17 protein-coding genes are annotated in these 22,314 nt (G+C 44.5%); 8 read left to right on the top strand and 9 right to left on the bottom strand.

Going from position 1 to position 22,314, the window contains the following annotated elements:
• Window positions 1–88: 88 nt before the first annotated feature.
• From QT998_RS25755 to QT998_RS25745, 3 genes are read left to right on the top strand one after another with little or no spacing between them, the layout of a single operon-like run.
• Complete coding sequence (locus tag QT998_RS25755; protein WP_333118347.1) at window positions 89–6,193, top strand: AAA family ATPase; 6,105 nt, start codon at window positions 89–91, stop codon at window positions 6,191–6,193.
• Window positions 6,174–6,326, top strand: coding sequence for a hypothetical protein (locus tag QT998_RS25750; protein ID WP_333118346.1), 153 nt, complete (start codon window positions 6,174–6,176; stop codon window positions 6,324–6,326). Before QT998_RS25755 ends, QT998_RS25750 begins: the two co-directional genes overlap by 20 nt.
• A gap of 51 nt (window positions 6,327–6,377) precedes the next feature.
• Window positions 6,378–6,539: a hypothetical protein gene (locus QT998_RS25745; protein ID WP_333118344.1), complete on the top strand. Its 162-nt coding sequence runs from the start codon at window positions 6,378–6,380 to the stop codon at window positions 6,537–6,539.
• Between the two features lie 115 nt (window positions 6,540–6,654).
• Here the strand turns inward: QT998_RS25745 and QT998_RS25740 are convergent, their stop codons facing one another.
• Window positions 6,655–7,869, bottom strand: coding sequence for an acetate kinase (locus QT998_RS25740; protein ID WP_333118343.1), 1,215 nt, complete (start codon window positions 7,867–7,869; stop codon window positions 6,655–6,657).
• 272 nt (window positions 7,870–8,141) lie between these two features.
• Between QT998_RS25740 and psaK the strand changes: the two genes are divergently transcribed.
• The gene (gene psaK, locus QT998_RS25735) at window positions 8,142–8,402 is read left to right on the top strand and encodes a photosystem I reaction center subunit PsaK (protein ID WP_333092519.1); all 261 of its coding nucleotides are present in this window, start codon (window positions 8,142–8,144) and stop codon (window positions 8,400–8,402) included.
• Between the two features lie 41 nt (window positions 8,403–8,443).
• On the opposite strand, the gene QT998_RS25730 is transcribed toward psaK, so the two are convergent.
• Window positions 8,444–9,082, bottom strand: coding sequence for a histidine phosphatase family protein (locus QT998_RS25730; protein ID WP_333092521.1), 639 nt, complete (start codon window positions 9,080–9,082; stop codon window positions 8,444–8,446).
• Window positions 9,083–9,261: 179 nt separating this feature from the next.
• Between QT998_RS25730 and QT998_RS25725 the strand changes: the two genes are divergently transcribed.
• Window positions 9,262–10,125, top strand: a complete 864-nt coding sequence (locus QT998_RS25725) for a DNA-methyltransferase (protein WP_333118341.1) — start codon at window positions 9,262–9,264, stop codon at window positions 10,123–10,125.
• Here QT998_RS25725 and QT998_RS25720 read toward each other — a convergent pair.
• The 3 genes from QT998_RS25720 to QT998_RS25710 all read right to left on the bottom strand — a co-directional run bounded on the left by QT998_RS25720 (window position 10,117) and on the right by QT998_RS25710 (window position 13,616).
• The gene (locus QT998_RS25720; protein ID WP_333118338.1) at window positions 10,117–10,728 is read right to left on the bottom strand and encodes a ScaI family restriction endonuclease; all 612 of its coding nucleotides are present in this window, start codon (window positions 10,726–10,728) and stop codon (window positions 10,117–10,119) included. The genes QT998_RS25725 and QT998_RS25720 overlap by 9 nt on opposite strands.
• On the bottom strand, window positions 10,729–10,950 hold the full coding sequence (locus QT998_RS25715; protein ID WP_333092525.1) for a helix-turn-helix domain-containing protein: 222 nt from the start codon (window positions 10,948–10,950) through the stop codon (window positions 10,729–10,731).
• Window positions 10,951–11,141: 191 nt separating this feature from the next.
• The gene (locus QT998_RS25710) at window positions 11,142–13,616 is read right to left on the bottom strand and encodes a phosphoketolase family protein (protein ID WP_333118391.1); all 2,475 of its coding nucleotides are present in this window, start codon (window positions 13,614–13,616) and stop codon (window positions 11,142–11,144) included.
• A 573-nt stretch (window positions 13,617–14,189) separates the two neighbouring features.
• Here QT998_RS25710 and QT998_RS25705 point away from each other — a divergent pair.
• On the top strand, window positions 14,190–14,393 hold the full coding sequence (locus QT998_RS25705; RefSeq protein WP_333118336.1) for a hypothetical protein: 204 nt from the start codon (window positions 14,190–14,192) through the stop codon (window positions 14,391–14,393).
• A 4-nt stretch (window positions 14,394–14,397) separates the two neighbouring features.
• Window positions 14,398–14,820: a DUF5615 family PIN-like protein gene (locus tag QT998_RS25700; protein WP_333118334.1), complete on the top strand. Its 423-nt coding sequence runs from the start codon at window positions 14,398–14,400 to the stop codon at window positions 14,818–14,820.
• Window positions 14,821–14,851: 31 nt separating this feature from the next.
• Here the strand turns inward: QT998_RS25700 and QT998_RS25695 are convergent, their stop codons facing one another.
• The 4 genes from QT998_RS25695 to topA all read right to left on the bottom strand — a co-directional run bounded on the left by QT998_RS25695 (window position 14,852) and on the right by topA (window position 21,082).
• Complete coding sequence (locus QT998_RS25695; RefSeq protein ID WP_333092529.1) at window positions 14,852–15,151, bottom strand: hypothetical protein; 300 nt, start codon at window positions 15,149–15,151, stop codon at window positions 14,852–14,854.
• Window positions 15,152–15,618: 467 nt separating this feature from the next.
• Window positions 15,619–16,623: a DNA cytosine methyltransferase gene (locus QT998_RS25690; RefSeq protein WP_333092530.1), complete on the bottom strand. Its 1,005-nt coding sequence runs from the start codon at window positions 16,621–16,623 to the stop codon at window positions 15,619–15,621.
• A gap of 25 nt (window positions 16,624–16,648) precedes the next feature.
• Window positions 16,649–17,752, bottom strand: a complete 1,104-nt coding sequence (locus QT998_RS25685) for a HindVP family restriction endonuclease (RefSeq protein WP_333092531.1) — start codon at window positions 17,750–17,752, stop codon at window positions 16,649–16,651.
• A 606-nt stretch (window positions 17,753–18,358) separates the two neighbouring features.
• Window positions 18,359–21,082: a type I DNA topoisomerase gene (topA, locus tag QT998_RS25680; RefSeq protein WP_333092532.1), complete on the bottom strand. Its 2,724-nt coding sequence runs from the start codon at window positions 21,080–21,082 to the stop codon at window positions 18,359–18,361.
• 651 nt (window positions 21,083–21,733) lie between these two features.
• Here topA and QT998_RS25675 point away from each other — a divergent pair.
• Window positions 21,734–22,138, top strand: a complete 405-nt coding sequence (locus QT998_RS25675; RefSeq protein WP_333092533.1) for a hypothetical protein — start codon at window positions 21,734–21,736, stop codon at window positions 22,136–22,138.
• The last annotated feature ends 176 nt before the right edge of the window (window positions 22,139–22,314 follow it).

Raw genomic sequence — 22,314 nt, 5'->3', positions numbered from 1 at the left:
AACAAAACTTTTGCCTTTCTAAGGTGCTATTCTATACACCAAGCTGGTGCGTTTTAAGTTAGCTTTAATTTTTACCATAAAAACCAATATGCTCTCTATTCCAGGCGTTGCTGTCCAGACGCTGCTTTACGAAAGTGTCAACTCTCTGGTTTACCGGGCAATTCGGGAAGCAGATCAAGAGCCAATTATCCTCAAACTGCTCAAAGAAAGCTACCCCACACCTCAAGAATTGGTGCGCTACCGCACCGAATACCGCATCACCCAAGAGCTGAAGGAGGCGGGCGTCATACAAGTTTATGACTTGCAAAAATACCAAAACAGCCTCGTGATGTTTGTGGAGGACTTTGGCGGCGAATCCTTGACAATTTGGATGCAGCAGCGAAAGTTTACTCTTGAAGAATTTTTGCTCCTCGCTATTGCCACAACTGAAATTTTAGGCCAAATTCACAGCGCCAACATCATCCATAAAGATATTAACCCCTCAAATATTGTTTACAACCCGGAAACGGAACAATTAAAAATTATTGATTTTGGTATTTCTACTCAGCTAACCAGAGAAACACCGACTCTGAAAAACCCCGGCATTCTGGAAGGAACCCTTGCTTACATCTCACCTGAACAAACCGGGAGAATGAATCGTACTCTCGATTACCGAACTGACTTTTACTCGCTTGGTGTCACCTTCTACGAATTGCTGACAGGAAAACTGCCTTTTGAGACAGAAGACGCTTTAGAACTGGTTCACTGCCACATTGCCAGACAGCCGCTTTCTTCGCACGAAATCGAGCCAAAAATTTCCCTAATTGTCTCGCAAATTGTTAGTAAACTGATGGCGAAGAACGCAGAAAACCGCTATCAAACGGCAGGGGGACTAAAGCACGATTTAGAAATGTGTCGGCTTCTATTACAAGAAACAGATAGCATACAAGAATTTGACTTGGGAACGCGGGATATTACAGACCGTTTCCTGATTCCCGAAAAGTTATACGGCAGAGAAACTGAAGTTGATAATCTATTAGCTGCCTTTGAACGAGTTAGTACAGGTAGCGCCGAAATGATGCTGGTAGCTGGCTTTTCTGGGATTGGTAAAACCGCCGTAGTGAACGAAGTCCATAAGCCGATCGCCAGACAGCGGGGCTATTTTATAAAAGGCAAATATGACCAATTTCAGCGCAATATTCCCTTCAGTGCATTTGTGCAAGCATTTCGGGAATTGATGGGACAGTTGCTATCAGAAAGTGATGCTCAGGTACAAACATGGAAAACCAAAATTCTGACAGCATTGGGTGATAGCGGGCAAGTGCTAATTGAGGTAATTCCTGAATTAGAACGCATCATTGGCGCTCAACCAACTGCACTAGAACTTTCGGGGACTGCGGCACAAAATCGCTTCAATCTGCTGATGCAGAAATTTGTGCAAGTATTTACCACCGCCGAACATCCCTTAGTGATGTTTTTGGACGATTTGCAGTGGGCAGATTCGACATCGCTGAAGTTGCTACAACTGTTGATGGAGGATAAGGGGCACCTGTTAGTCTTAGGTGCTTATCGGGATAATGAGGTGTCACCTACTCATCCGTTTATGCTGACGGTGGATGAGATTGTTAAGTCTGGGGCAGTGGTGAATTCTATTACCCTGCAACCGTTGAGCCAAAGAGATCTGAATCAGTTGGTAGCAGATACGCTGATTTGTACTTTATCCTGGGCCGGGCCCTTGACAGAATTGGTTTATCAAAAAACCAAAGGTAATCCCTTTTTCTCCACGCAATTTCTCAAGGCGCTGCATGAAGATGGTCAAATTAGGTTTGACTGCAATGTACGACATTGGCAGTGCGATATTGCCCAAGCTAGACTTACCCACGCCTCGGATGTGGTGGAGTTTATGGCGGCCCAATTGCAGAAGTTGCCTGTAGAAACTCAGGATGTTCTCAAGTTGGCGGCTTGCATTGGGGCGCAATTTGATTTAGAGACATTGGCAATAGTCAACGAAGAATTACCAGAACAAACGGCATCAGCACTCTGGAATGCCTTGCAAGAAGGACTCATTTTAGTGATTTCAGAAGGCTATAACTTCCTTCAAGCAGATGCTCAATCGCCTCCTGGGTCTGTAGCTAATCCAACTTATAAGTTCCTACACGATCGCGTCCAGCAAGCGGCTTATTCATTGATTCCTGAAAACCAAAAACAAGCCACTCATCTCAAAATAGGACAGTTACTCCTACAAAATTTCTCGGATATTGAGAGAGAGGAAAAACTCTTTGATCTTGTGGGGCATTTGAATCAAGGAATTGAGTTAATTAATCAATTAAGCGAACGAGAAGCCTTAGCCCTACTCAACTTAGAAGCGGGAGCTAAGGCAAGAAGTTCTACCGCCTACGCAGCCGCAATGCTCTATCTGCAAACAGGGATTGAGCTACTGACAGCCAACTGCTGGCAAAGTCAGTATGAGTTGACCCTGAATCTCTATATTGCGGCTGCCGAAGCCGCCTATTTGAATGCTGACCTTGAAGGTATGGAACAGATGGCAGCACAGGTGTTGCAAGAAGCTAAGACGATTTTAGACAAAGTTAAAATTTACGAAATTCAAATTGCCGCTCAGACAGCCCAGGGCAAAATGTTGGAGGCGATCGCAGTGGGTAGAGAGGCCCTGCGACTATTGGGAATCGATCTCCTCACCGAACCTGAAGAAGCCAAGGTTAGTAAAGCGCTGCAAGCTCTGGCTAGTCAACTTCAGGACAGACAGATTGAGCAACTGGTTGACCTGCCTGTAATGACTGATCTTCTGACTCGGTCAGCCATGCAACTGTTAGGAATGTTGGTTGCACCCATTTTTCAAGGAATGCCCAGTTTGCTACCCCTAGTTAGCTCCACGATAGTAAGTTTATCGCTCCAATTTGGGAATGCACCCGCATCGACGGTGGGGTATGCGATGCACGGGATGGTGCTGTGTGCCTTTTTAGGAAAGGTGGAAACGGGCTATGCCTTTGGTAAATTGGCACTTTCATTGCTCGATCGGTTCAATGTGCCGGAATTCAAGTCAATAACTCTAGTTCTGTTTGCGTGCTTTATTCAGCATCGCCAAGAAGCTCTCTTGGCAATGATCCCGACACTGAAAGATGGCTATACGGCTGGGATGGAAACGGGCGACTTTCTCTACGCTGGCTACAACATAGCTATTTACTTTTATGTCAACTTTTTCGGTGGGGTAGAACTAGACACTTGGGGGGCCGAAATAGCAGGTTACAGTGCTGTCATGGCGCAGATAAAGCAATATTCTGCACAAACTTATTTGGATATGACACGGCAGACGGTGCAGAACTTGACTGAAGCCGTTAGTCAACCGGATTGCTTAATCGGAACTGCCTACGATGAAAGAGTTATGATTCCTAAGCACCATCAGGACAAAGAATTCATGCCGATCGCTACTGTCTACATCTACAAACTGTTGCTTGCCTACTCCTTTGGTAATTACACGGCGGCCCTAGACCACATGGCTCAAAGCAAACAGTATTTGATGGCAGTATCGGGGTTGGTTTTTGCTCCCGCTTTCCATTTCTATGCAGCTCTGACGCACCTGGCACTCTTACCCACACAGCCAGAAACCCGGAAAGCTGAAATTTTGGCCCAGGTGGAAATTCATCAAACGACTCTGCACCAATGGGCGCAAAATGCTTCCATGAATTATCTACATAAATGGTATTTGGTTGAGGCAGAAAAACATCGCGTTTTGGGCAATAAAGCTGAGGCGATTGAAATGTACGATCGCGCAATCTCCCTCGCTAAAGAAAATAAATTCCTCAACGAAGAAGCTCTTGCCAACGAACTAGCCGCCAAATTTTACCTGGAATGGGGTAAAGAAAAAATTGCTCAAACCTACATGATTGAGGCGTACTATTGTTATGTCCAATGGGGAGCTACTGCTAAAGTAACAGATTTAGAAACGCAATATCCCCAGTTATTGGGGGCAATTAAATCGGGAAGAAAAAACACTAAAACTACCGCATCAGTGACGGCCATTGGTTCGGGTAGTAATCTAGATATCACCACGGTGATGAAAGCTTCTCAGGCGATTTCCGGTGAAATTCTGCTGGATAAACTACTGTCTAGCTTGATGAAAATTTTGATGGAAAATGCGGGGGCGCAAAGAGGCTATCTGATTTTGTCCAGCCAGGGAACGCTGTTAATTGAAGCTGAAGGGACAATAAATTCTGAACAAGTCACCGTTTTGCAGTCAATCCCCGTTGAAAATTGTCAAGAACTTTCCTCCGCAATTGTCAATTATGTGGCCCGCACTCAAGAAAGCGTGGTACTGGATGACGCTTTCCGAAAAGGACAATTTACTAACGACCCCTACATCCGAAAAAATCAGCCCAAATCAATTTTATGTGTGCCGCTGATTAACCAATCTCAAATTATTAGTATTGTTTACCTAGAAAACAATCTCACAGCCGGAGCTTTTACGCCAGAAAGAGTGGAACTATTAAAAGTTTTATCGGGACAAGCGGCTATCTCGATTCAAAATTCTAAACTCTATACAGAAGTCCGCGAAAGTGAGAACAGGCTGACTCAATTTTTAGAAGCTATTCCAGTCGGGGTGTCTGTGGTGGATGCTACTGGCAAACCTTACTATAGTAATCGCGTTGCTATTCAATTATTAGGTAAAGGAGTTATCCCTAACGTCACCAGCGAGCAAATACCCGAGGTTTATCAAGTCTATCAAGCGGGAACAGAGCAGGAATATCCCTCGGCAGAATTGCCTGTTGTGCGGGCGTTGAGGGGCGAAAGCGCCACCGCTGAGGATATGGAAATCCACCAAGGCAACAAGATTATTCCGATCGAGGCTTGGGGTACTCCCATCTATGATGAAAAGGACAACATTTCTTATGCAATTGTAGCCTTTCAAGATATCACGGAGCGTAAAAAAGCCGAAACAGAGCAGATCAGGTTCACCAATGAACTTTTTCAACTCAACAAAGCTTACGAGCGTTTCGTCCCCAATCAATTCCTCCAGTTTTTAGAAAAGTCCAGCATTGTCGATGTGGAATTAGGCGACCAAGTGCAGTTAGAAATGTCGGTGTTGTTTTCCGACATTCGCGACTTCACTACGCTTTCGGAAAGTATGACGCCGGAGGATAATTTTCAGTTTATTAATGCTTATTTATCTCGGATGGAATCAGCAATTATTGAAAATCATGGCTTTATTGACAAATATATTGGTGATGCGATTATGGCCTTATTTAGTGGCAATGCTGATAATGCAGTAAACGCCAGTATTGCCATGCTGCATCAACTTCAAGTATACAATCAAGAGCGGGTTAATTCTGGTTATGCCCCGATTAAGATTGGAATTGGCATTAATACTGGTAATTTAATGTTAGGCACGGTGGGCGGGCAAAATCGCATGGATACGACGGTAATTAGTGATGCGGTGAATTTAGCTTCTCGTGTGGAAGGATTAACAAAAAATTATGGTATTGCTTTACTGATTACACAGCAGACTTTTAACAAATTAGCTAATCCTAGCAACTATTCTATTCGGATGATCGCTGAAATTAGTGTTAAGGGAAAAGTAGACTTATCTACAATTTATGAAGTTTTTGATGCAGATATTCCTGAAACAAAGCGAGGAAAATTAGCAACAAAAGATTTATTTAATCGAGCTTTGAGCTTATACCGACAACAGAAATTTATCGAAGCTACAGAATTATTTGCTCAATGTTTAAACCTCTGTCCTTCCGATCGAGTTGCTCAAATTTATTTTGACTGGTGTGAACAAAAAACTATCACTTTAAACATCGAGCTATTAGAGAGAAGTTTAGCATTAATTAAACCTCAATCTGATGAATTTGTAAGTAACTTTTATGAAATACTTTTTAATAATTCTTCTCAGATAAAAGCTCTTTTTATGAATACAAGAATGGCACAGCAAAAAGAAAAGCTTTGGCAAAGCTTAGAAATAATTATTGAAAATTTACGGAAACCTAAGTTAATTAATGTTTTTGCTAAAGGATTAGGTGCAACTCATGCCAAATATGGCGTTTCAGTAGAACATTTTCCTATTGTTGCGAATGCACTTATTCAAGCCCTGAAGGCGCAGATGGGTTTAGAGTGGACACCTGAAACTGAAAAAGCTTGGGTACAGGCTTATACAATTATTGCGTCAGCTATGATTGATGGAATGGCTGTTATGTGACCTCGATGAGGTGTTTGATGCTGACACGCCAGAAGTCAAAGCGGGCAAGTTAGCTACGCTGGAATTGTTTGCCGAAGCTTTGAAAATTTACTCGGAAGGGAAGTTATATCAAATCCTTTCTTCATCGGAATAGTAAATTCACTGTTGACTGTTGACTGTTGACTGTTGACTGTTAACATCATGTATGAGTGCAACCGGAATTGATATAACTCCGATGCTACCGGATTTGATATTATTGGAAGCGGCGCGGCTGTTTTCCGAGTGTTGGCGGCGGAATCAGGCCGATCGCGCGGCTAAAATTTATTGGAAACGCTGCAACTCTAAATTAGAGTCAACTGAAGAATGAAATCCTCGATCGCGATTTTGATCTCCAAGTCCCGATCGCCCTTTTGTATTTATTACCCACCAGAAAAGATGTCGCTTGTGTTCAAGTAGCCTCAAAGGGCGATCGCTTAACCGAATCATCCGCGAGAAATATCCCAACATTCCCGCGCAATCTCCCAATCTTCCTGAGTGTGAATCACCAAAACTCTCGCCGCTGAATCAACCGCCGCAATATCATCATCCACTGGCGAATTCAAATTTTTCTCCCCATCCAATTTTAACCCGATAAATCCAAAAACTTCACAAGCTGCAGCCCGCAAAACCGCCGAATTTTCCCCAACACCCGCAGTAAAAATCAAAGCATCCAACCCGCCCAAACTCGCCAACATCGCCCCGATACCAGCCCGCAAACGGTGCACGTAAATATCCAAAGCAAGTTGAGCCCGAGAATTACCATCTTTAATCGCTGCCAAAATTTGCCGCATATCGCTAGAAACCCCGGAAATCCCCTTCAAACCAGAATTTCGATTCAGAATATTATCTAGTTCCTCAGCAGTAAAGTGCGATCGCCTTAACAGATGAATTATGATACCAGGATCGATCGCCCCCGATCGACTTCCCATCATCAAACCATCCAAAGGAGTAAAACCCATCGTAGTATCAACACTCCGACCACCGAGAACCGCCGCCAGAGAGCATCCGTTGCCCAAATGACAGCTAATCAGCCGTAAATCAGCAGAATCGCGGTTCATAATTTCAGCAGCCCTGCGAGTGCAATATTGATGGCTAATGCCGTGAAAACCGTAGCGCCGAATCCCCTCTTCCAGCCATTCGTAGGGGCCAGGATAAACAAACGCAGCGGGTGGCAATTGAGCGTGAAAAGCCGTATCAAAAACAGCAATTTGCGGCACATTTCCCAGTATTTCTTCGATTGCTTCGATGCCTGCCAAATTAACCGGATTGTGGACAGGAGCAAACTCAGCTAAACGAGAAATTTCCTCTTTGACTTCCGGCGAAATCAGCGTGCTTTGCTGATATTTTCGCCCGCCGTGAACGACGCGATGACCGACAATATCAATGTCCTTTAAACTATTAATAACTTGAGTTTTTCCCTGCCACAGAGTCTCCAGCATCCGAGCAATGGCCTGGGAGCGAGAATTTGAAGCGAATTCTTCCGCAAGCGTATTGCCCGCAGCAGTTTTGACTTGCAGCTCCCCGGCATTTTCGCGGTGAGTCCAGTCTATTTGCGCTTCCCAGAGGGGTTGCGGCGCGCGATCGGGAAGTCGGTCATTTAGTTCGTACAAGCAGCTTTTGTGACTGCTAGAACCTGCATTTAAAACTAGGATTTTCATGGGAATTGGGAATTGGGAATTAGTAGTAGGGGCGGTGCCCCCGTGCCAGCCCTATTTTTTTACCTTTTCTGTTGGTTGGAACCTGTGTATTTTGCTAAAAAACCCGGTTTCTGGCTATCCGTATTAATTGTTAGCTATGCACTCATTATAACTTTGTTAAGGAATATGTCAAATTATTAAAAATTAATTCAATATGTAGCCGCGGGTTGCTGTTGTTTGATATATCTTCATCATCTGATTTTCATGGACTAAAAATTAAGGAGTCGATCGCCATGCTGACAACAATTTTACTAACCGTTACGGCCAGAACCGTAGAGTGGAGCCCCGAAATCGGTTTAATTATGATTATTTGCAATGTTGCAGCCATTGCTTTCGGCAGCTTAACCATCAAAAATCCTCACACAGGCCCAGCCGCGCCCTCAGCGAATCTGGTGGGCGGTTTGAGCTTGGGTGCACTTGTCGGAAGTCTCTGCTTCGGTCATATTCTGGGAACAGGTACGATTTTAGGATTGTCTTACTTGGGCGCACTTTAGTTTCAGACTGTAGGGTGCGCCCCCGCACCTTACCGTCAATGTCAAGTACCGGGTAAATTGCGGAGAGTTTCATCCATGTAAGATCGATCGCCCAAAACCTCCAACATCGGCCCGCGCACATCAAACTTGACAACACTCACAGAAGCTGCTAAGGCGGCAATGCGAAGGCGATAACTTCCCAAATCGATCCCCAACAAACTGCACAAAATAATCCGAATAGTCGCCTTGTGGGAAACCACCAAAACATTACCATTCTTGTACTTTTCCTGAATTTCTGCGATCACTAAGGACGATCGGCTAGCAATTTGCACAGAAGTTTCCCCCCCAGTCGGTGGATTCCAAGCCGGTTCCGTCAACCAATTAATATAATCATCAGCATATTTTTCACGAACAAACTCAACTGTTTTACCCTCCCACTTGCCGTACTTAATTTCCCTCAATCCGTCGCGAAGTTGCATTTCAATTCCCACAGCATCGCACAGAGGTTTCGCAGTTGCGATCGTGCGTTTCATGGGGCTGACATAAACAGCATTCCAAGGCAATTTTGCATAAGTTGCAGCAAATTGTTCGGCCATCATAGAACCTTCCGGTGTTAATTCTGCGTCGAGGTCGCCGCAGTAGCCGCCAGTCTTGCTGTAAGTTGTTTCACCGTGTCGTACAAAGTAGATTTTTAAGCTCATAAATTCCTAGGTTCGTAGTGAGGACGACCGTCCTCATAAATTTGGATTTCTATTTCTTTAAGCATTACAGATCATTTTGAATAAACCAATTTTAGAGCGGGGTTGGTTTATGCTAAGATGACATCGATCTTAGTTGTTTTACTTATATACTATAGGTATTGCACTTTGTCAAGAAAAGAATGTCCCAGCATTTCATGAGTTCGATCGAAATTGAGAGGATTTTAGGGAAACCTTACTTTCAAGCTCCTAATTGTCTAATTTACAACATGGATTGTTTGGAGGCAATGAAGCTGTTGCCAGATCGATTTGTAGATTTAACCGTTACCAGCCCGCCTTACAATATTGGCAAAGAGTACGAAAAATCCTTGGTGTTGGATGAGTATTTAGACTGGTGCGAGCGGTGGATAGCGGAAGTTTACCGGACAACGGTTGATCGAGGGGCATTTTGGCTGAATTTAGGTTACTTGTCTGTGCGCTATCGGGCCAAAGCAATTCCGATTTCCTATCTGCTTTGGGACAAAGTACCTTTTTATCTGATTCAAGAAATTGTGTGGAATTACGGTGCGGGAGTTGCGGGCAGCAAGTTTTTTTCGCCACGCAACGAAAAGTTTCTCTGGTATGTCAAAAATCCCGACAATTATATATTTAATTTGGATGAAGTACGCGACCCAAATGTGAAATATCCAAATCAAAAGAAGAACGGCAAGATTAAAGTAAATTTAAAAGGCAAAAATCCGACGGATGTTTGGCAGTTCCCAAAAGTTACGTCCGGGAAAAACCGAGCTTCAAAAGAACGCACATCTCACCCCGCTCAATTTCCGGTTGCTGTTTTAGATCGCATCATCAAGTCTTCATCGAATTTAAACGAAATTGTTTTAGATCCGTTTATGGGTTCCGGGACTACAGCAATTGTGGCTCTGGGTTTGCAGCGACAAGTTATTGGATTTGAAATCAGGGCTGATTACTGCGATATTGCCGCTAATAGAATTGATATTTTTTTGAGAGAAAAACAAGTCAGAGAAGCACAATTATCTTTATTCTAAAGTTGGTAATTGCAGCAATTTATAACGTTCAACAGCAGGGCTTAATCTCGCTTGCTGACCGGTTGCAGCAGCTTGACCTTGCCAATCTTCTTGGTCTAACCATCCAAATCTGACTAAGTTAATCTGCGGTTTTTGTGAACCTTGAACGTTTTTGTTAAATTTCTGGAAATTAACAACAAGGTAATAGCCTGATTTACTCTTCTTTCCTTCTATACCAGTAGTGCTGAGTTGAGTATAACTGCGGTTTCCATAGGTATTGCGATTACTTGAAGATGTTTTAATTTCGATTGAGAAGCTATCGTTTAGAAGACAGACAATATCTTTTTCAGTCGCATTTTCTTCGCGACGCCAAATTGCTGGGTATCGCCTAGCCAATTCTAACGGGATTAGTTCGTGCAAAAAGTATCCCATAATTTGGGGGCGGGGAAATAAATCTACACCTATTTTGTAGTTGGCGCTAGTTAGATTAGATTCAAATATTTCTCGCCAAACGTGAATTACTACTTCATATATTTCATCCGGGTTAAGTGGATGTATCTCTATCAATTCCCGTGTTTTTACTTTCCAAGCTTCTGGTGCAAGTCCCGCATAAGGTGAACTCATTTACTCTATCCCCTCTAACAATTCGCTTAGCGATACTCCTAAAGCTTTAGCTAGACGCAAAATATTCAGAAGAGCGATATTTCTCTCACCACGTTCAATGCCACCAATATAATTTCGATGCAATTCTGCTAGTTCAGCTAACTTTTCTTGGCTTAGCCCCTTTGCTTTTCTCAATTTCCGAACTTGTTTGCCAAATATTTGAAGCTTGATATTTTTTGTCACACCGAAAATATAAAGCTTGTCACGGTTGAAAATCTACACACTATGAGTGTTAATTTTAAAACACGCTTTAAATCTACACATGATGAGTGTTAATTAGGAAAAAAGAAAAAAAGCCCTCAATTTGTGAGGACTTTATTTTTGCATCGCGTGTTATTGGTAAAATCGCCCCTTGTATCTACAAGCGATCGCCCCTATCCAGGTGCACCCGATCGCACGCCCTGTTCTCCCACCTCCGGATCTTTCGTTTCCTGCGGCGCATCCGGTGCAACCGCGCCCCCGTGCGACCACTTCCAGTTGCGGATTTCCGGCATATCGTCACCGTATTTGGTGATATACTGCCTGTGTTCGATCAGCTTGTCCCGCATAGCCTGTTTGCCGTAAGCTGCTACAGAACTCAGTTTCGGAACGCGATCGAGTACATCACCAACTAAATGGAAGCGATCGAGATCGTTCATCACCACCATATCAAACGGCGTAGTAGTCGTACCCTCTTCCTTGTAACCGCGAACGTGAATATTCGAGTGATTCGTCCGGCGGTAAGTCAAGCGGTGAATCAGCCAAGGATAGCCGTGAAAAGCAAAAATCACAGGCTTATCCTTCGTGAACAAAGCATCAAAATCGCGATCGGACAAACCGTGCGGATGTTCGCTAGTAGGCTGCAGCGTCATCAAATCCACCACATTTACCACCCGCACTTTTAACTCAGGATAATCTCGGCGCAGAATGTCAACAGCCGCCAAAGTTTCCAGCGTCGGAACATCGCCCGCGCAAGCCATCACCACATCAGGTTCGCCACCTCGATCGTTGCTAGCCCATTCCCAAATACCGAGGCCAGTCGTACAGTGTTTAATCGCAGCATCCATATCCAAATACTGCAAAGCCGGCTGCTTCCCTGCAATAATCACATTAACGTAATTGCGGCTGCGGAGACAGTGGTCAGTTACTGACAGCAAAGTGTTCGCATCAGGCGGCAAATAAATCCGCACCACTTCCGCTTTCTTGTTAATTACGTGGTCGATAAAACCCGGATCTTGGTGAGAAAAACCGTTGTGGTCTTGCCGCCAAACGTGAGATGTTAGCAAATAATTCAAAGAGGCGATCGGTCTGCGCCAAGGAATATCGCGAGTAGTTTTCAACCATTTAGCGTGTTGGTTGAACATCGAATCAATGATGTGAATAAACGCCTCGTAGCAAGAGAAAAATCCGTGCCTTCCTGTTAGCAAATAGCCTTCCAGCCATCCCTGACAAAGATGTTCGCTGAGGACTTCCATCACGCGGCCGTCGGGGGTGAAGAGGTGGTCATCTTCCGGTAAAGTTTGGGCCATCCACTCCCGACTCGTCACTTCAAACACCGGATCGAGGCGATTTGAGGCCGTCTCGTCGGGCCCGACAACTCGGAAATTAGCGTTTTCCTGATTGAGTTTCATCACATCCCGCAGGAAACGGCCGGTAACGCGGGTTGCTTCTGCAATCACAGCCCCTGGTTTTTGCACGTCTACGGCGTAGTCTGCAAAAATTGGCATTTTCAAGTCTCGCAGCAGCTTGCCGCCGTTAGCGTGGGGATTTGCCCCCATCCGCCGATCGCCCTTGGGTGCGAGTTCCGCCAATTCTGGAATCAGTTGGCCCTTGTCGTCAAAGAGTTCTTCCGGCTTGTAGCTTTTCATCCAATCCTCCAGGAGTTGGACGTGTCCGGGCTTAGAAGCCATTTCTGCTAGCGGGACTTGGTGCGATCGCCAAGAGCCCTCAGTTTTCTTCCCGTCAACCTCCTTCGGCCCAGTCCAGCCCTTGGGAGTCTTCATCACAATCATCGGCCACTGCGGGCGGCCCGAATAGCCCTGAGTCCGGGCTTTTTCCTGAATCGCCTTAATTTCGCCGATCGCCGCATCCATAGTTGCAGCCATCAACTGGTGCATCGTTTCCGGGTCTGAACCTTCCACCCAATAAGGTTTGTAGCCGTAACCAACCATCAAACTTTCCAATTCCTCCTGCGGAATGCGGGCCAACACCGTCGGATTGGCAATTTTGTAGCCGTTGAGGTGCAAAATCGGCAACACGGCCCCGTCCCGAACCGGGTTGAGAAACTTGTTAGAATGCCAGCTAGCAGCCAGCGGGCCTGTTTCCGCTTCCCCGTCGCCGACAACAGCCGCCACAATCAAATCTGGGTTGTCGAAGGCCGCCCCGTAAGCGTGGACGAGGGCGTAGCCGAGTTCGCCGCCTTCGTGAATCGAACCCGGAGTTTCCGGCGCGACGTGGCTGGGGATACCGCCGGGAAACGAGAACTGTTTGAACAGCCGTTTCATCCCTTCTTCGTCTTCAGAAATGTTGGAGTAATATTCGCTATAGGTGCCTTCGAGATAGGTATTGGCCACCAAGCCGGGGCCGCCGTGTCCGGGGCCTGCGATGTAGATGACGTTGATGTCTTGGGCTTTGATGATGCGGTTGAGGTGAACGTAGATGAAGTTGAGGCCTGGAGTTGTCCCCCAATGTCCGAGGAGTCTGGGTTTGACGTGTTCGAGTTTGAGTTGTTCTTTGAGTAGGGGATTGTCGAGGAGATAGATTTGTCCGACGGATAGGTAGTTTGCCGCCCGCCAGTAGGCGTTCATTTTGTGAACTTCTGAGTCGGAAAGCGGTTTTAATTGGGGGCTCTCGGTGGTTTCTAGCATCATCGGCTGTTGACTCCTGAGTTTTGGTTGTTTGGAAAAAATTGTTTGGGAAGTTGTTTGGCAAGTGCGATCGGTCATATTTTGCGATCGATCATATTTGCTATTTTTATTCCCTATTTTTGTCACAAACAATTGAATTGTATATCGTTTTTGTCTGTATCAAAGTTTAAATGAATCTTAATATTTTACTAAACATCGCGCTATTTTAACGGAAGAAAGGCGGCAACTAGCGAGGGCTCAAGGAATTATGCAATAGAAAATAGGAATTATGCAAGAGTTTTTGTAGGGCGCGGGCTGCGGGTCGATCGCTATAGCAATCCTTGCAGGAGTCGTAAAGTTTTTTACCCCACCCCAACCCTCCCCTTATTAAGGGGAGGGAGTAAGAAATTCACAAATGATTTAGGATTGCTATATATACTGTGCGTCGCCGGCTGTGCCGTGCAAGTTGTGAAAAATTCTGCTTCAGGTAGAGGTCAGAAATATTAATAATAAATCTAAATAATAAATGTAAAAAGTGATCGAGGGCGATCGCACGCGCTCAATTCATTTTTTACATTCATAAATTAAATAAGCTCTGTGACAGTCCCAGAATTATCGCCTTTCTCAACTCCTCACCTGTTTGAAAAAGGCTATATCGTAGATTGCTATCTCCATCTGGGTGCTGCTGATTTAGTAAATGTTTCGGCTTATGCTGAAGCTTACCCTGACGACATTGCGAAAGCAATCAGGCTGCAAGACGAGGCTGACGAAATCTTAGATATACCTAAAAATATCCCATAAATCTATGGCGCGTATCTATGCAGGCGAAGACTTTCCCCGACAAGTCGCGCATAACCTGCGTTCTTTTGAACCCGATGTCGTGACTGTTCGACCAGCAGGAAACGCTAGAATATTCGATCGAGGATGTATTAGCGCATTTGCGATCGTTGAAAATCGGGCTGTTTTGATTGTCAACCGGCGCGATTTCTTTCAACTGCACAAGCTGAAACCTAAGCGCTGCGGTATTCCTCCCTGCACGCAAAATAACGGTATTGCTAGACAGACTGCTAATATGAATGATGCGATATCTACTGCTGAGACTCTGAGGGGAAAATTGATTCGAGTCGATCGCACAGTCACCGCCATCTATATCTTAAGTCGATCGGCACACCGTAATGCAAAGCAATGTCAATCCGAAAATTACTGCATCGGTTTGATTGTTTGCTAAAAGCCATCGCCGATATTTCCCGCTGAAAAACCTAAGACGCGACTAAAACAGGACACTGTGAAATTTGGCAACTATTGGACACACTTGGCTGCTGCGAAACGACTAGCAGTTCGTGAGGATACCGGGGACGGGGGTCATTTTCTAACCAGATGGGCGGTACCATCATCACTTCATAGTAAGCGATCGTATGCAAAACCCCTGGCTGGGACTTCAACTCCACTGTCAAGCCCGCTCTGTACTCAAATGCTTCTTCCCAATCCAGGTCTTCATTGATACTCATAGCGATCGCGCCTCTTTTCTTGTTTCGTTTCTCTATTGTAGGGCCGTACATAAAACATTTGGTACTTTCTGTTGTTTTTGATACATTTTTTAACTTTTATGTTATATCCCTGACAATTTAACAGAGAAGAGCAATTGTCAATAAGTAAATAGGCTGATTTTGCCGACTGGTGACAAGCCAGCCCAAAAGCTAGGCTTGACAAGGGTTTGAGTTGATATGTCTCACAAATGTGGGGGCGTGCGATCGAACCGCCCCGATATTTATGACAAAAAATAAGATAATTTAAAGCAATGAAATCCTAACGCTCGAACCTATTTTGGTAAGTAAATTTAGTGTTTTATCAATCAATAAACTCGGCATTTTTTAATAAACCCGGTTTATGTATGAGTAAAAAATTTACTAATCTAAGCTCAAATCAACAACAGATCGCCTTGAACTCGACACCAGGATATCTAGTCCGTCCGCTGCATTTAAATTGTTAGATGCCCAAATTAAAATTTGAACTATATCCTATACATTTAAACATCTATTAAAGACAGTTGAATAAAGCTTTTATCCACTTGTTCTAGCCTCACCTCTTCCAGAGAAACATTAACATCAGAATCTTCAATATACCGAGCAAGACAACGAGCGACATACTCAGCAAGTTTAACAGGCACAGCATTACCAATTAACTGTTCGAGAGCGGTTTTAGAACCTTGAAATAAAAAATTATCGGGAAAAGTTTGTATATAACTTCTTTCAATAGTAGTTAAAGGACGTACATTTGATGAGACCAAAGCTGAATCACCCGGATGAGGTTGATAAGTCTTGGAAATCGGTCTGTTAACTCCTCTAACTGTTGGGCTAGGCTCGTCAACACTAAACACGCCACGCCTTTGATAACTTCTCGGATGTCTGTAATAATGATCGACATTTAAAGCCTTACCTATACTATTAAAATATTGCCTGATAGTCAGAGGTTCAGTTGCCAGATTTTTTTCCAAATAAGGCTCTATTTTTTTATCTTCCCCATCAAGTTCACCGATCCAAAAAAATCTTTTTCTACTTTGCGGAACACCACATAAACTAGCCCGAAGTATTTTTTCACTGAGGCCGTAGTTAGCAGATTGAAATATTTTTTTTGCTTCTTGATATTTCGTGCTTCTTACAAATCTATCTACATTTTCCATGATAAAAAATCTAGGCTTGACAAACGCAACAATCTCAGCAAAAGAAATAGTTAAATCTGCTCTACCTAGATTTTCATCTCTTTTTCCCGCACTCGAAAAATCTTGACAGGGTGGGCCTCCAGCTATGATGTCTGGATTAAACCTTTTAATAATGTCAAACTGGCCTTGAAGATTGCTCAGGTCAATCAAAAATGCTTGGTGTTTAAAGTTTTGCTGATAAACATTAATAGCTAACTCCCAGTTGTCAAAACCTGCAATCACATCAAAACCAGCGTTTTGAATTCCGAGTGACAACCCACCACAGCCTGAAAAAAGATCTACAACTGTAAGATTTTTTGGTTTAGTTTCCATTTTGGTTTTTAACATATTCACGGCTCTAATTAAATAATTCTGGATTGCTGAGAAGAGCAGCATCAAGTCGTCTTTCAGGACTGAGAAAGTTTTGTCCACCACCAAGAACAATATTGCTGATCTCATTTTTTTTAATTCTAGGACTTGTCAGTTCTGCACAAGCCATATATTGATTGGTGTTAGCACCGTTTAGTGCAAATGCCTTATCAGTTTGAGCATTGTAGGAAAGTGCTTTCATAATGTCTGCATGAGGAATTCTACCCTCAAGGGCAAAATCAAGAAGCATTCTTGACAGCCAAATAACAGACCTTGCATACCGATCTATTTCTTGCTTTTTAATCAAAGCATCCCTTGCTGCATTAAAGAAAAGTCTTGTGAATGCGAAATCGCTCCAGACAAAGACATCCAAACAATTTTCGTGCAGTTTCACTGTTCTTCCAATTGTTTTCCAAACTGGTTGCAAAACAAATGGTTCTTGTAAGCCTAATACTGACATTAAAATCCGATCTATATCACTTACCAAATCTAAAGTGTAACCTCTAATATTTTTTTCATCCCACCAAGATGACACTCTGCGAACAGAGCTAGGATCTAAATAGTTAAGTAATACTTCTGGGGAATGCTTAAATTTGTATGCAATTCCTAGTGCCAGATAAACAAGAGTAGTAGGTCTAACAACGATTTCACAGCCGTACTTATTTTCTGCCAACTTGTAAGTTGAATTATCAGGTAATGCCGTGAGCTTGACTTCTAAGCTGTGCAAACAGGCAGTTCCTGTACTTTTGTTAAGTGTTACTAGATCCGTTCTTGGCATTTTACCCGTAACAACTGTTCTGTAGGGTGTAAAGTCGGTTTCAAAAGCAAAGAAAAGTTCCGATGAAAATGGATTTAACCCAAAAATAGAAGAAACATCTATTTTTTCATGTTTAATGCGAGCATTTGCATCTAAAATTAAGTAGACTGGCTTCAAGCATTTGCTAGCCATGTAGCAAGATAAAGATACGGGAAAAGCATTGTTAAATTTATTCTTTCCCCAACTTTCCTGTTTAGAAAAATCTCGATTAGAGCGTCCCTTTTCTAATCCAAATAGACCGGGTTCTACGCCCAATAAACTAGGTTTGATTATCATACGGAATGTTTTGCGACAGAAAATTATCCACTACGGAACTGCGATAGGAAGAGGGTTCGATCTAGTCACAACATTATATCTAACCTAAGTCCCCAAAAAGTATTACCCGTAACTACAACGGTTCAATTCCTCGACTGCCAATGATTATGCCTAATAGGTCACTACCAATAACTTTGCGGTAATGTCTGCGGATATCTTAGGCCTCTAACTAAGCGTTAACTCCAAAATGCGGGACGAACAAGTAAAAATACCGCATATTTTGTGTTTTGTCAAGTTATAAACTAGAAAATTATCAAAATTTTACCGATCGCTGGATCGCACTTTACACCCAATAACCTGTAAGTTTCTGATGGATATTTTTCCAATATATTCCCGAAATTGACTCCTGTTTTTTTACGATAAAATTCCATTATAATATGGAGCGATCGCCCAAACAGCTCTTTGTTCAAAAACTCCGATCGCCCTACGACACTCTAACCCAATTTTAAGGACTGAAGTCCTTACTACAAACCTAAATTTTTGCAGTATTTTACCAACAAAAAACCCGGGCGGGCACGGTGGCACCGCCCCTACACCGTCCGGGTTTCTCGATGAGTGAAAACTAAACTAACTTGACTTAGTTGCTTTCTTCGTCTTTGTCGCAGTCGTCGCCTTCTTAGCAGTCGTTTTCTTAGCCGCAGTCGTCGTCTTCTTAGCAGTCGTTTTCTTAGCCGCAGTCTTCTCAGTTGCAGTTTCCGACTTCGCCGCAGTCTTACTAGACTTCTTCGACTTGCTAGATTTGCCGCCGCCCGCAGCTTCCTTCGCTGCTAATAATTCCAGTGCTCTTTGTAAGGTGAAATTCTCCACAGATTCATCCTTAGCCAAAGAAGCATTGATATCCCCGTGTTTCACGTAAGGGCCGTAGCGGCCATCGTAAACATTCAAGGGTTCTCCCGACTCTGGATGCGCGCCCAATTCCTTCAAAGGTGTCGCTGATTTGCTGCCACGCACGGCTTTCGGCTGCGATAATAACTCTAATGCCCGATCGATCTCGATCGTCAAAACATCATCCGGCGGCTTGATAGATCGATAATCCTTACCAACCTTACCCTGGTCGTGCACAACATAAGGCCCGTACATCCCCAAATTAGCCTGCACCTTCGCCCCCGTATCCGGATGAGTGCCCAACAGGCGAGGTAGAGTCAACAAACTCACCGCCATATCAACCGTCACGCTATCCTTATCAGTCCCCTTCGGTAAAGAAGAACGCTTCGGTTTCTTATTCGTTTCCGAAACATCCCCCAACTGAACGTAGGGGCCGTAATTGCCAACCAACACATAAATCGGTTCCCCAGTGTCCGGGTGAAGACCCAATTTTTCCGGGCCTTCCGTCTTTTGCTTTAACAGAAACTCCACTTTTTCCGGGTCTAAATCAGCCGGAGTCAAATCTTGCGGAATCGATGCTTTCACCTGGCCCTCTTCGCTTTCAGCTTCCAGGTAAGCGCCGTATTTGCCGATGCAAACTTTCGCCGCAATATTCTCCAATACCACAGTTCGAGCAACTTTCGCGTCAATCTGACTTTCCTGTTCCTTAACTTGGGTAGCAAGTCCCATTTCCCCGATATAAAACTTTTGCAAATACGGCAGCCATTTCGCCTCACCGGTGGCAATTTCATCGAGGGTTTGTTCCATGCGGGAAGTAAAACCCGTGTCTACTAAATCGGGGAAATGTGTTTCTAATAAAGTAGTGACGGCGAAAGCAGTGAAGGTCGGAATCAGGGCGTTAGCTATTAATTTCGCGTATCCCCGATCGACAATTGTACCGATAATACTCGCATAGGTACTCGGACGGCCAACCCCCTCGCTTTCTAGCATCTTCACCAGAGAAGCCTCCGTATAGCGGGCGGGAGGTTGAGTTTCGTGCCCCACAGCCTGCAAATCCTTGCAATTAGGTTTATCCCCCACCTTCAGCGCCGGCAAAATCACCTCTTGGTCTTCCAAAGCCGCATCCGGGTCGTCGGAACCTTCGACGTAGGCGCGCAAAAAGCCGGGAAAATCAATGCGTTTCCCGCTGGAACGGAAACCGGCATCTTCTACCTGAGTTTGTAGCGTGACGTGAGTTTGGCGGGAATCGGCCATTTGAGAAGCCACAGTCCGCTTCCAAATCAAATCGTAGAGGCGGAAGTCCACGCCATCCAATCCCGTTTGCTGCGGAGTCCGAAAAGTGCTGCCGGCCGGGCGGATAGCTTCGTGGGCTTCCTGGGCGCCTTTGCTTTTGGTCGTGTATTTGCGGGGTTGGGGGCTGAGATATTCGCTGCCGTAAAGTTCTTGCACACAACTGCGGGCGGCCGTAATCGCCTGTTCGGACAAATGCACCGAATCCGTCCGCATATAGGTGATAAAACCGCGTTCGTAGAGACTTTGGGCAATTCGCATAGTTTCCCGCGCACCCAGCCTCAGCTTGCGGTTAGCCTCCTGCTGCAAAGTCGAGGTCGTAAACGGCGGCGAGGGTTTGCGGGTGACTGGCCGTTCTTCGATATTGCTAACAGTCCAGGGTTTGTTTTGAATGCGCGAGAGTAAAGCCCTGGCTTGGTCTTCGTTGAGCAAAAGTACGCGGCGGCCTGCGATAATTTGCCCGGTATTTTCATCAAAATCGCTGCCGTTGGCAACTTTCACGTTCCCGACTGTGACGAGTTTGGCATCGAAGGAAATTTTGCCCTTTTCCAAAACGGCTTTCAAATCCCAGTAGCTGCCTTGGCGGAAGGCGCGGCGTTCCCGTTCCCGGCGTACCAACAGCCTGACTGCGACTGACTGGACTCGCCCTGCGGACAAACCCCAGGCGATTTTCTTCCACAGTAGCGGAGAGAGTGTGTAGCCGACGAGTCTATCGAGAATTCGGCGAGTTTCCTGGGCCTGTACAACTCGATTGTCGATATCGCGGCAGTGGGTGAGGGCGTCGCGGATGGCTTCGCGGGTGATTTCGTGAAATACCATCCGCTTGATGGGAACTTTGGGTTTGAGGATTTGCAGCAAATGCCAGGAAATGCTTTCGCCTTCTCGGTCTTCGTCTGTGGCTAGAATCAGTTCTGTGGCGTCTTTGAGGGCGTCTTTGAGTTCTTTAACAATTTTCTTTTTATCTTTGGGGATGACGTAAAGCGGTTCAAAGTCTGCTTCCACGTTGACGCCTAGTTGCGCCCATTTTTCTCCTTTAACGGCTTCTGGTATTTCTTCGGCGGAGGATGGGAGGTCGCGGACGTGGCCCATTGATGCCTCTACACGGTAGGTGGAGGGCAGGAAGTTGCGAATGGTACGGGCTTTGGTGGGAGATTCGACGATGACTAAAGTTGACATGGCATCTTTTTATATATGGATGGCGGCGCAGTTAGAGTGTCTAATTTACAGAGTGTAGGTCGGATGTCAAGGCCTATGGGTACTTTAGGGGGTTATTTTCAAACTACCTTAATTTTTAAGTTATTGCCGATCGGGTTGCAGGTGACAAGCTGATGGGATTTTACTGCTGTCGGCGCTGAGGCTGGGAACCCTTGTCTCTGGAAGATGCACGGGGATGTCATGACTGACTGTAGCAGAATTGCAGGTAACTGGATGCTGAGACTGTTGGATGCGGGCGGATGGTTCCTCAATTTTAGATTTTAAGTTTTAGATTTTAGATTGGGATAGATTTGATGGTTTCCCTGCAAAAAGACTAGAAGCGCGATCGACTATTTGACCGATTGGCGATCGCACTCGCCAGCTAACATCAGAATATTGTGGGACTAATTTTTGATACCATTTTGGGAACGCCTTACAAATTTGCGTAAATTTTCGATTGATAATTCAACCGCAGATGTGAGGCACATACACACAGATGCAACGCAGATATTTTCATTCCGAGGAAAGCGATTGAGTGCCTGCAGTCATATCTAACGAACTCTCCGACTCTTAACGAGAGTGAAATCCAAACTCAGATGCTCCCAATTTATCGATCGCGTGAAGTAATTTTTTATGACATTAGAAGAACTACAGCTCAAGCTAGCAGATATCAATAACTTGGTCGCTAGTTTTCAAACATCCGCAGTTTTAGATAAATATTACTCCGAAGATATTGTGATGATTGAAGGTGACGGAACTGTTACCGAGGGTAAAGAAGCGTGCCGTCAAGGGAGAGAATATTTTTTCAATGAGATGTTGGTGGAATTTAGAGAATCAAAATTAATTAGTCAAGACATTGCTGTGGCCGCCGAAAAAGATTATGATTTTGTAGTAATCGCAAATTGGTATAATGACTTTACAACTAAAATAGACGGTCAAATAATTGACACGAAGAGCAACCAGCTTTCTATTGGATATTGGAAGGACGGTTTAGTGGTAAAAGAAAGTTATAATTATCCAGTGGTTTCCGTGATTTAGCGATCGCCTCTTTCGCAAAACTGCAGATGTCTGCCAAAAAGGCGATCGTTTGTGCGCGACAGCAAAGCTGCAACAAGTTTTAGATGCAAACAAGCCATGGTGACATTACTCCGACTATCAGGTGCGGAGCTTCTAAGAATCACTTCTTAGATTTCCTAGTTATTCCCTCGCGGGTT

The sequence above is a fragment of the Microcoleus sp. S1D4 genome, assembly GCF_036700765.1.
Taxonomy (GTDB): Bacteria; Cyanobacteriota; Cyanobacteriia; order Cyanobacteriales; family Microcoleaceae; genus Microcoleus.
This window is presented reverse-complemented; position numbering and strand designations above follow the sequence as displayed.

What these genes read in the sequence shown, in the direction of transcription:
- QT998_RS25755 (WP_333118347.1), top strand. Translation starts at nt 89, where the DNA reads ATGCTCTCTATTCCAGGCGTTGCTGTCCAGACGCTGCTTTACGAAAGT.
- QT998_RS25750 (WP_333118346.1), top strand. Translation starts at nt 6,174, where the DNA reads ATGGAATGGCTGTTATGTGACCTCGATGAGGTGTTTGATGCTGACACG.
- QT998_RS25745 (WP_333118344.1), top strand. Translation starts at nt 6,378, where the DNA reads ATGAGTGCAACCGGAATTGATATAACTCCGATGCTACCGGATTTGATA.
- QT998_RS25740 (WP_333118343.1), bottom strand. Translation starts at nt 7,869, where the DNA reads ATGAAAATCCTAGTTTTAAATGCAGGTTCTAGCAGTCACAAAAGCTGC.
- psaK (WP_333092519.1), top strand. Translation starts at nt 8,142, where the DNA reads ATGCTGACAACAATTTTACTAACCGTTACGGCCAGAACCGTAGAGTGG.
- QT998_RS25730 (WP_333092521.1), bottom strand. Translation starts at nt 9,082, where the DNA reads ATGAGCTTAAAAATCTACTTTGTACGACACGGTGAAACAACTTACAGC.
- QT998_RS25725 (WP_333118341.1), top strand. Translation starts at nt 9,262, where the DNA reads ATGTCCCAGCATTTCATGAGTTCGATCGAAATTGAGAGGATTTTAGGG.
- QT998_RS25720 (WP_333118338.1), bottom strand. Translation starts at nt 10,728, where the DNA reads ATGAGTTCACCTTATGCGGGACTTGCACCAGAAGCTTGGAAAGTAAAA.
- QT998_RS25710 (WP_333118391.1), bottom strand. Translation starts at nt 13,616, where the DNA reads ATGATGCTAGAAACCACCGAGAGCCCCCAATTAAAACCGCTTTCCGAC.
- QT998_RS25700 (WP_333118334.1), top strand. Translation starts at nt 14,398, where the DNA reads ATGGCGCGTATCTATGCAGGCGAAGACTTTCCCCGACAAGTCGCGCAT.
- QT998_RS25695 (WP_333092529.1), bottom strand. Translation starts at nt 15,151, where the DNA reads ATGTACGGCCCTACAATAGAGAAACGAAACAAGAAAAGAGGCGCGATC.
- QT998_RS25690 (WP_333092530.1), bottom strand. Translation starts at nt 16,623, where the DNA reads ATGGAAACTAAACCAAAAAATCTTACAGTTGTAGATCTTTTTTCAGGC.
- QT998_RS25685 (WP_333092531.1), bottom strand. Translation starts at nt 17,752, where the DNA reads ATGATAATCAAACCTAGTTTATTGGGCGTAGAACCCGGTCTATTTGGA.
- topA (WP_333092532.1), bottom strand. Translation starts at nt 21,082, where the DNA reads ATGTCAACTTTAGTCATCGTCGAATCTCCCACCAAAGCCCGTACCATT.
- QT998_RS25675 (WP_333092533.1), top strand. Translation starts at nt 21,734, where the DNA reads ATGACATTAGAAGAACTACAGCTCAAGCTAGCAGATATCAATAACTTG.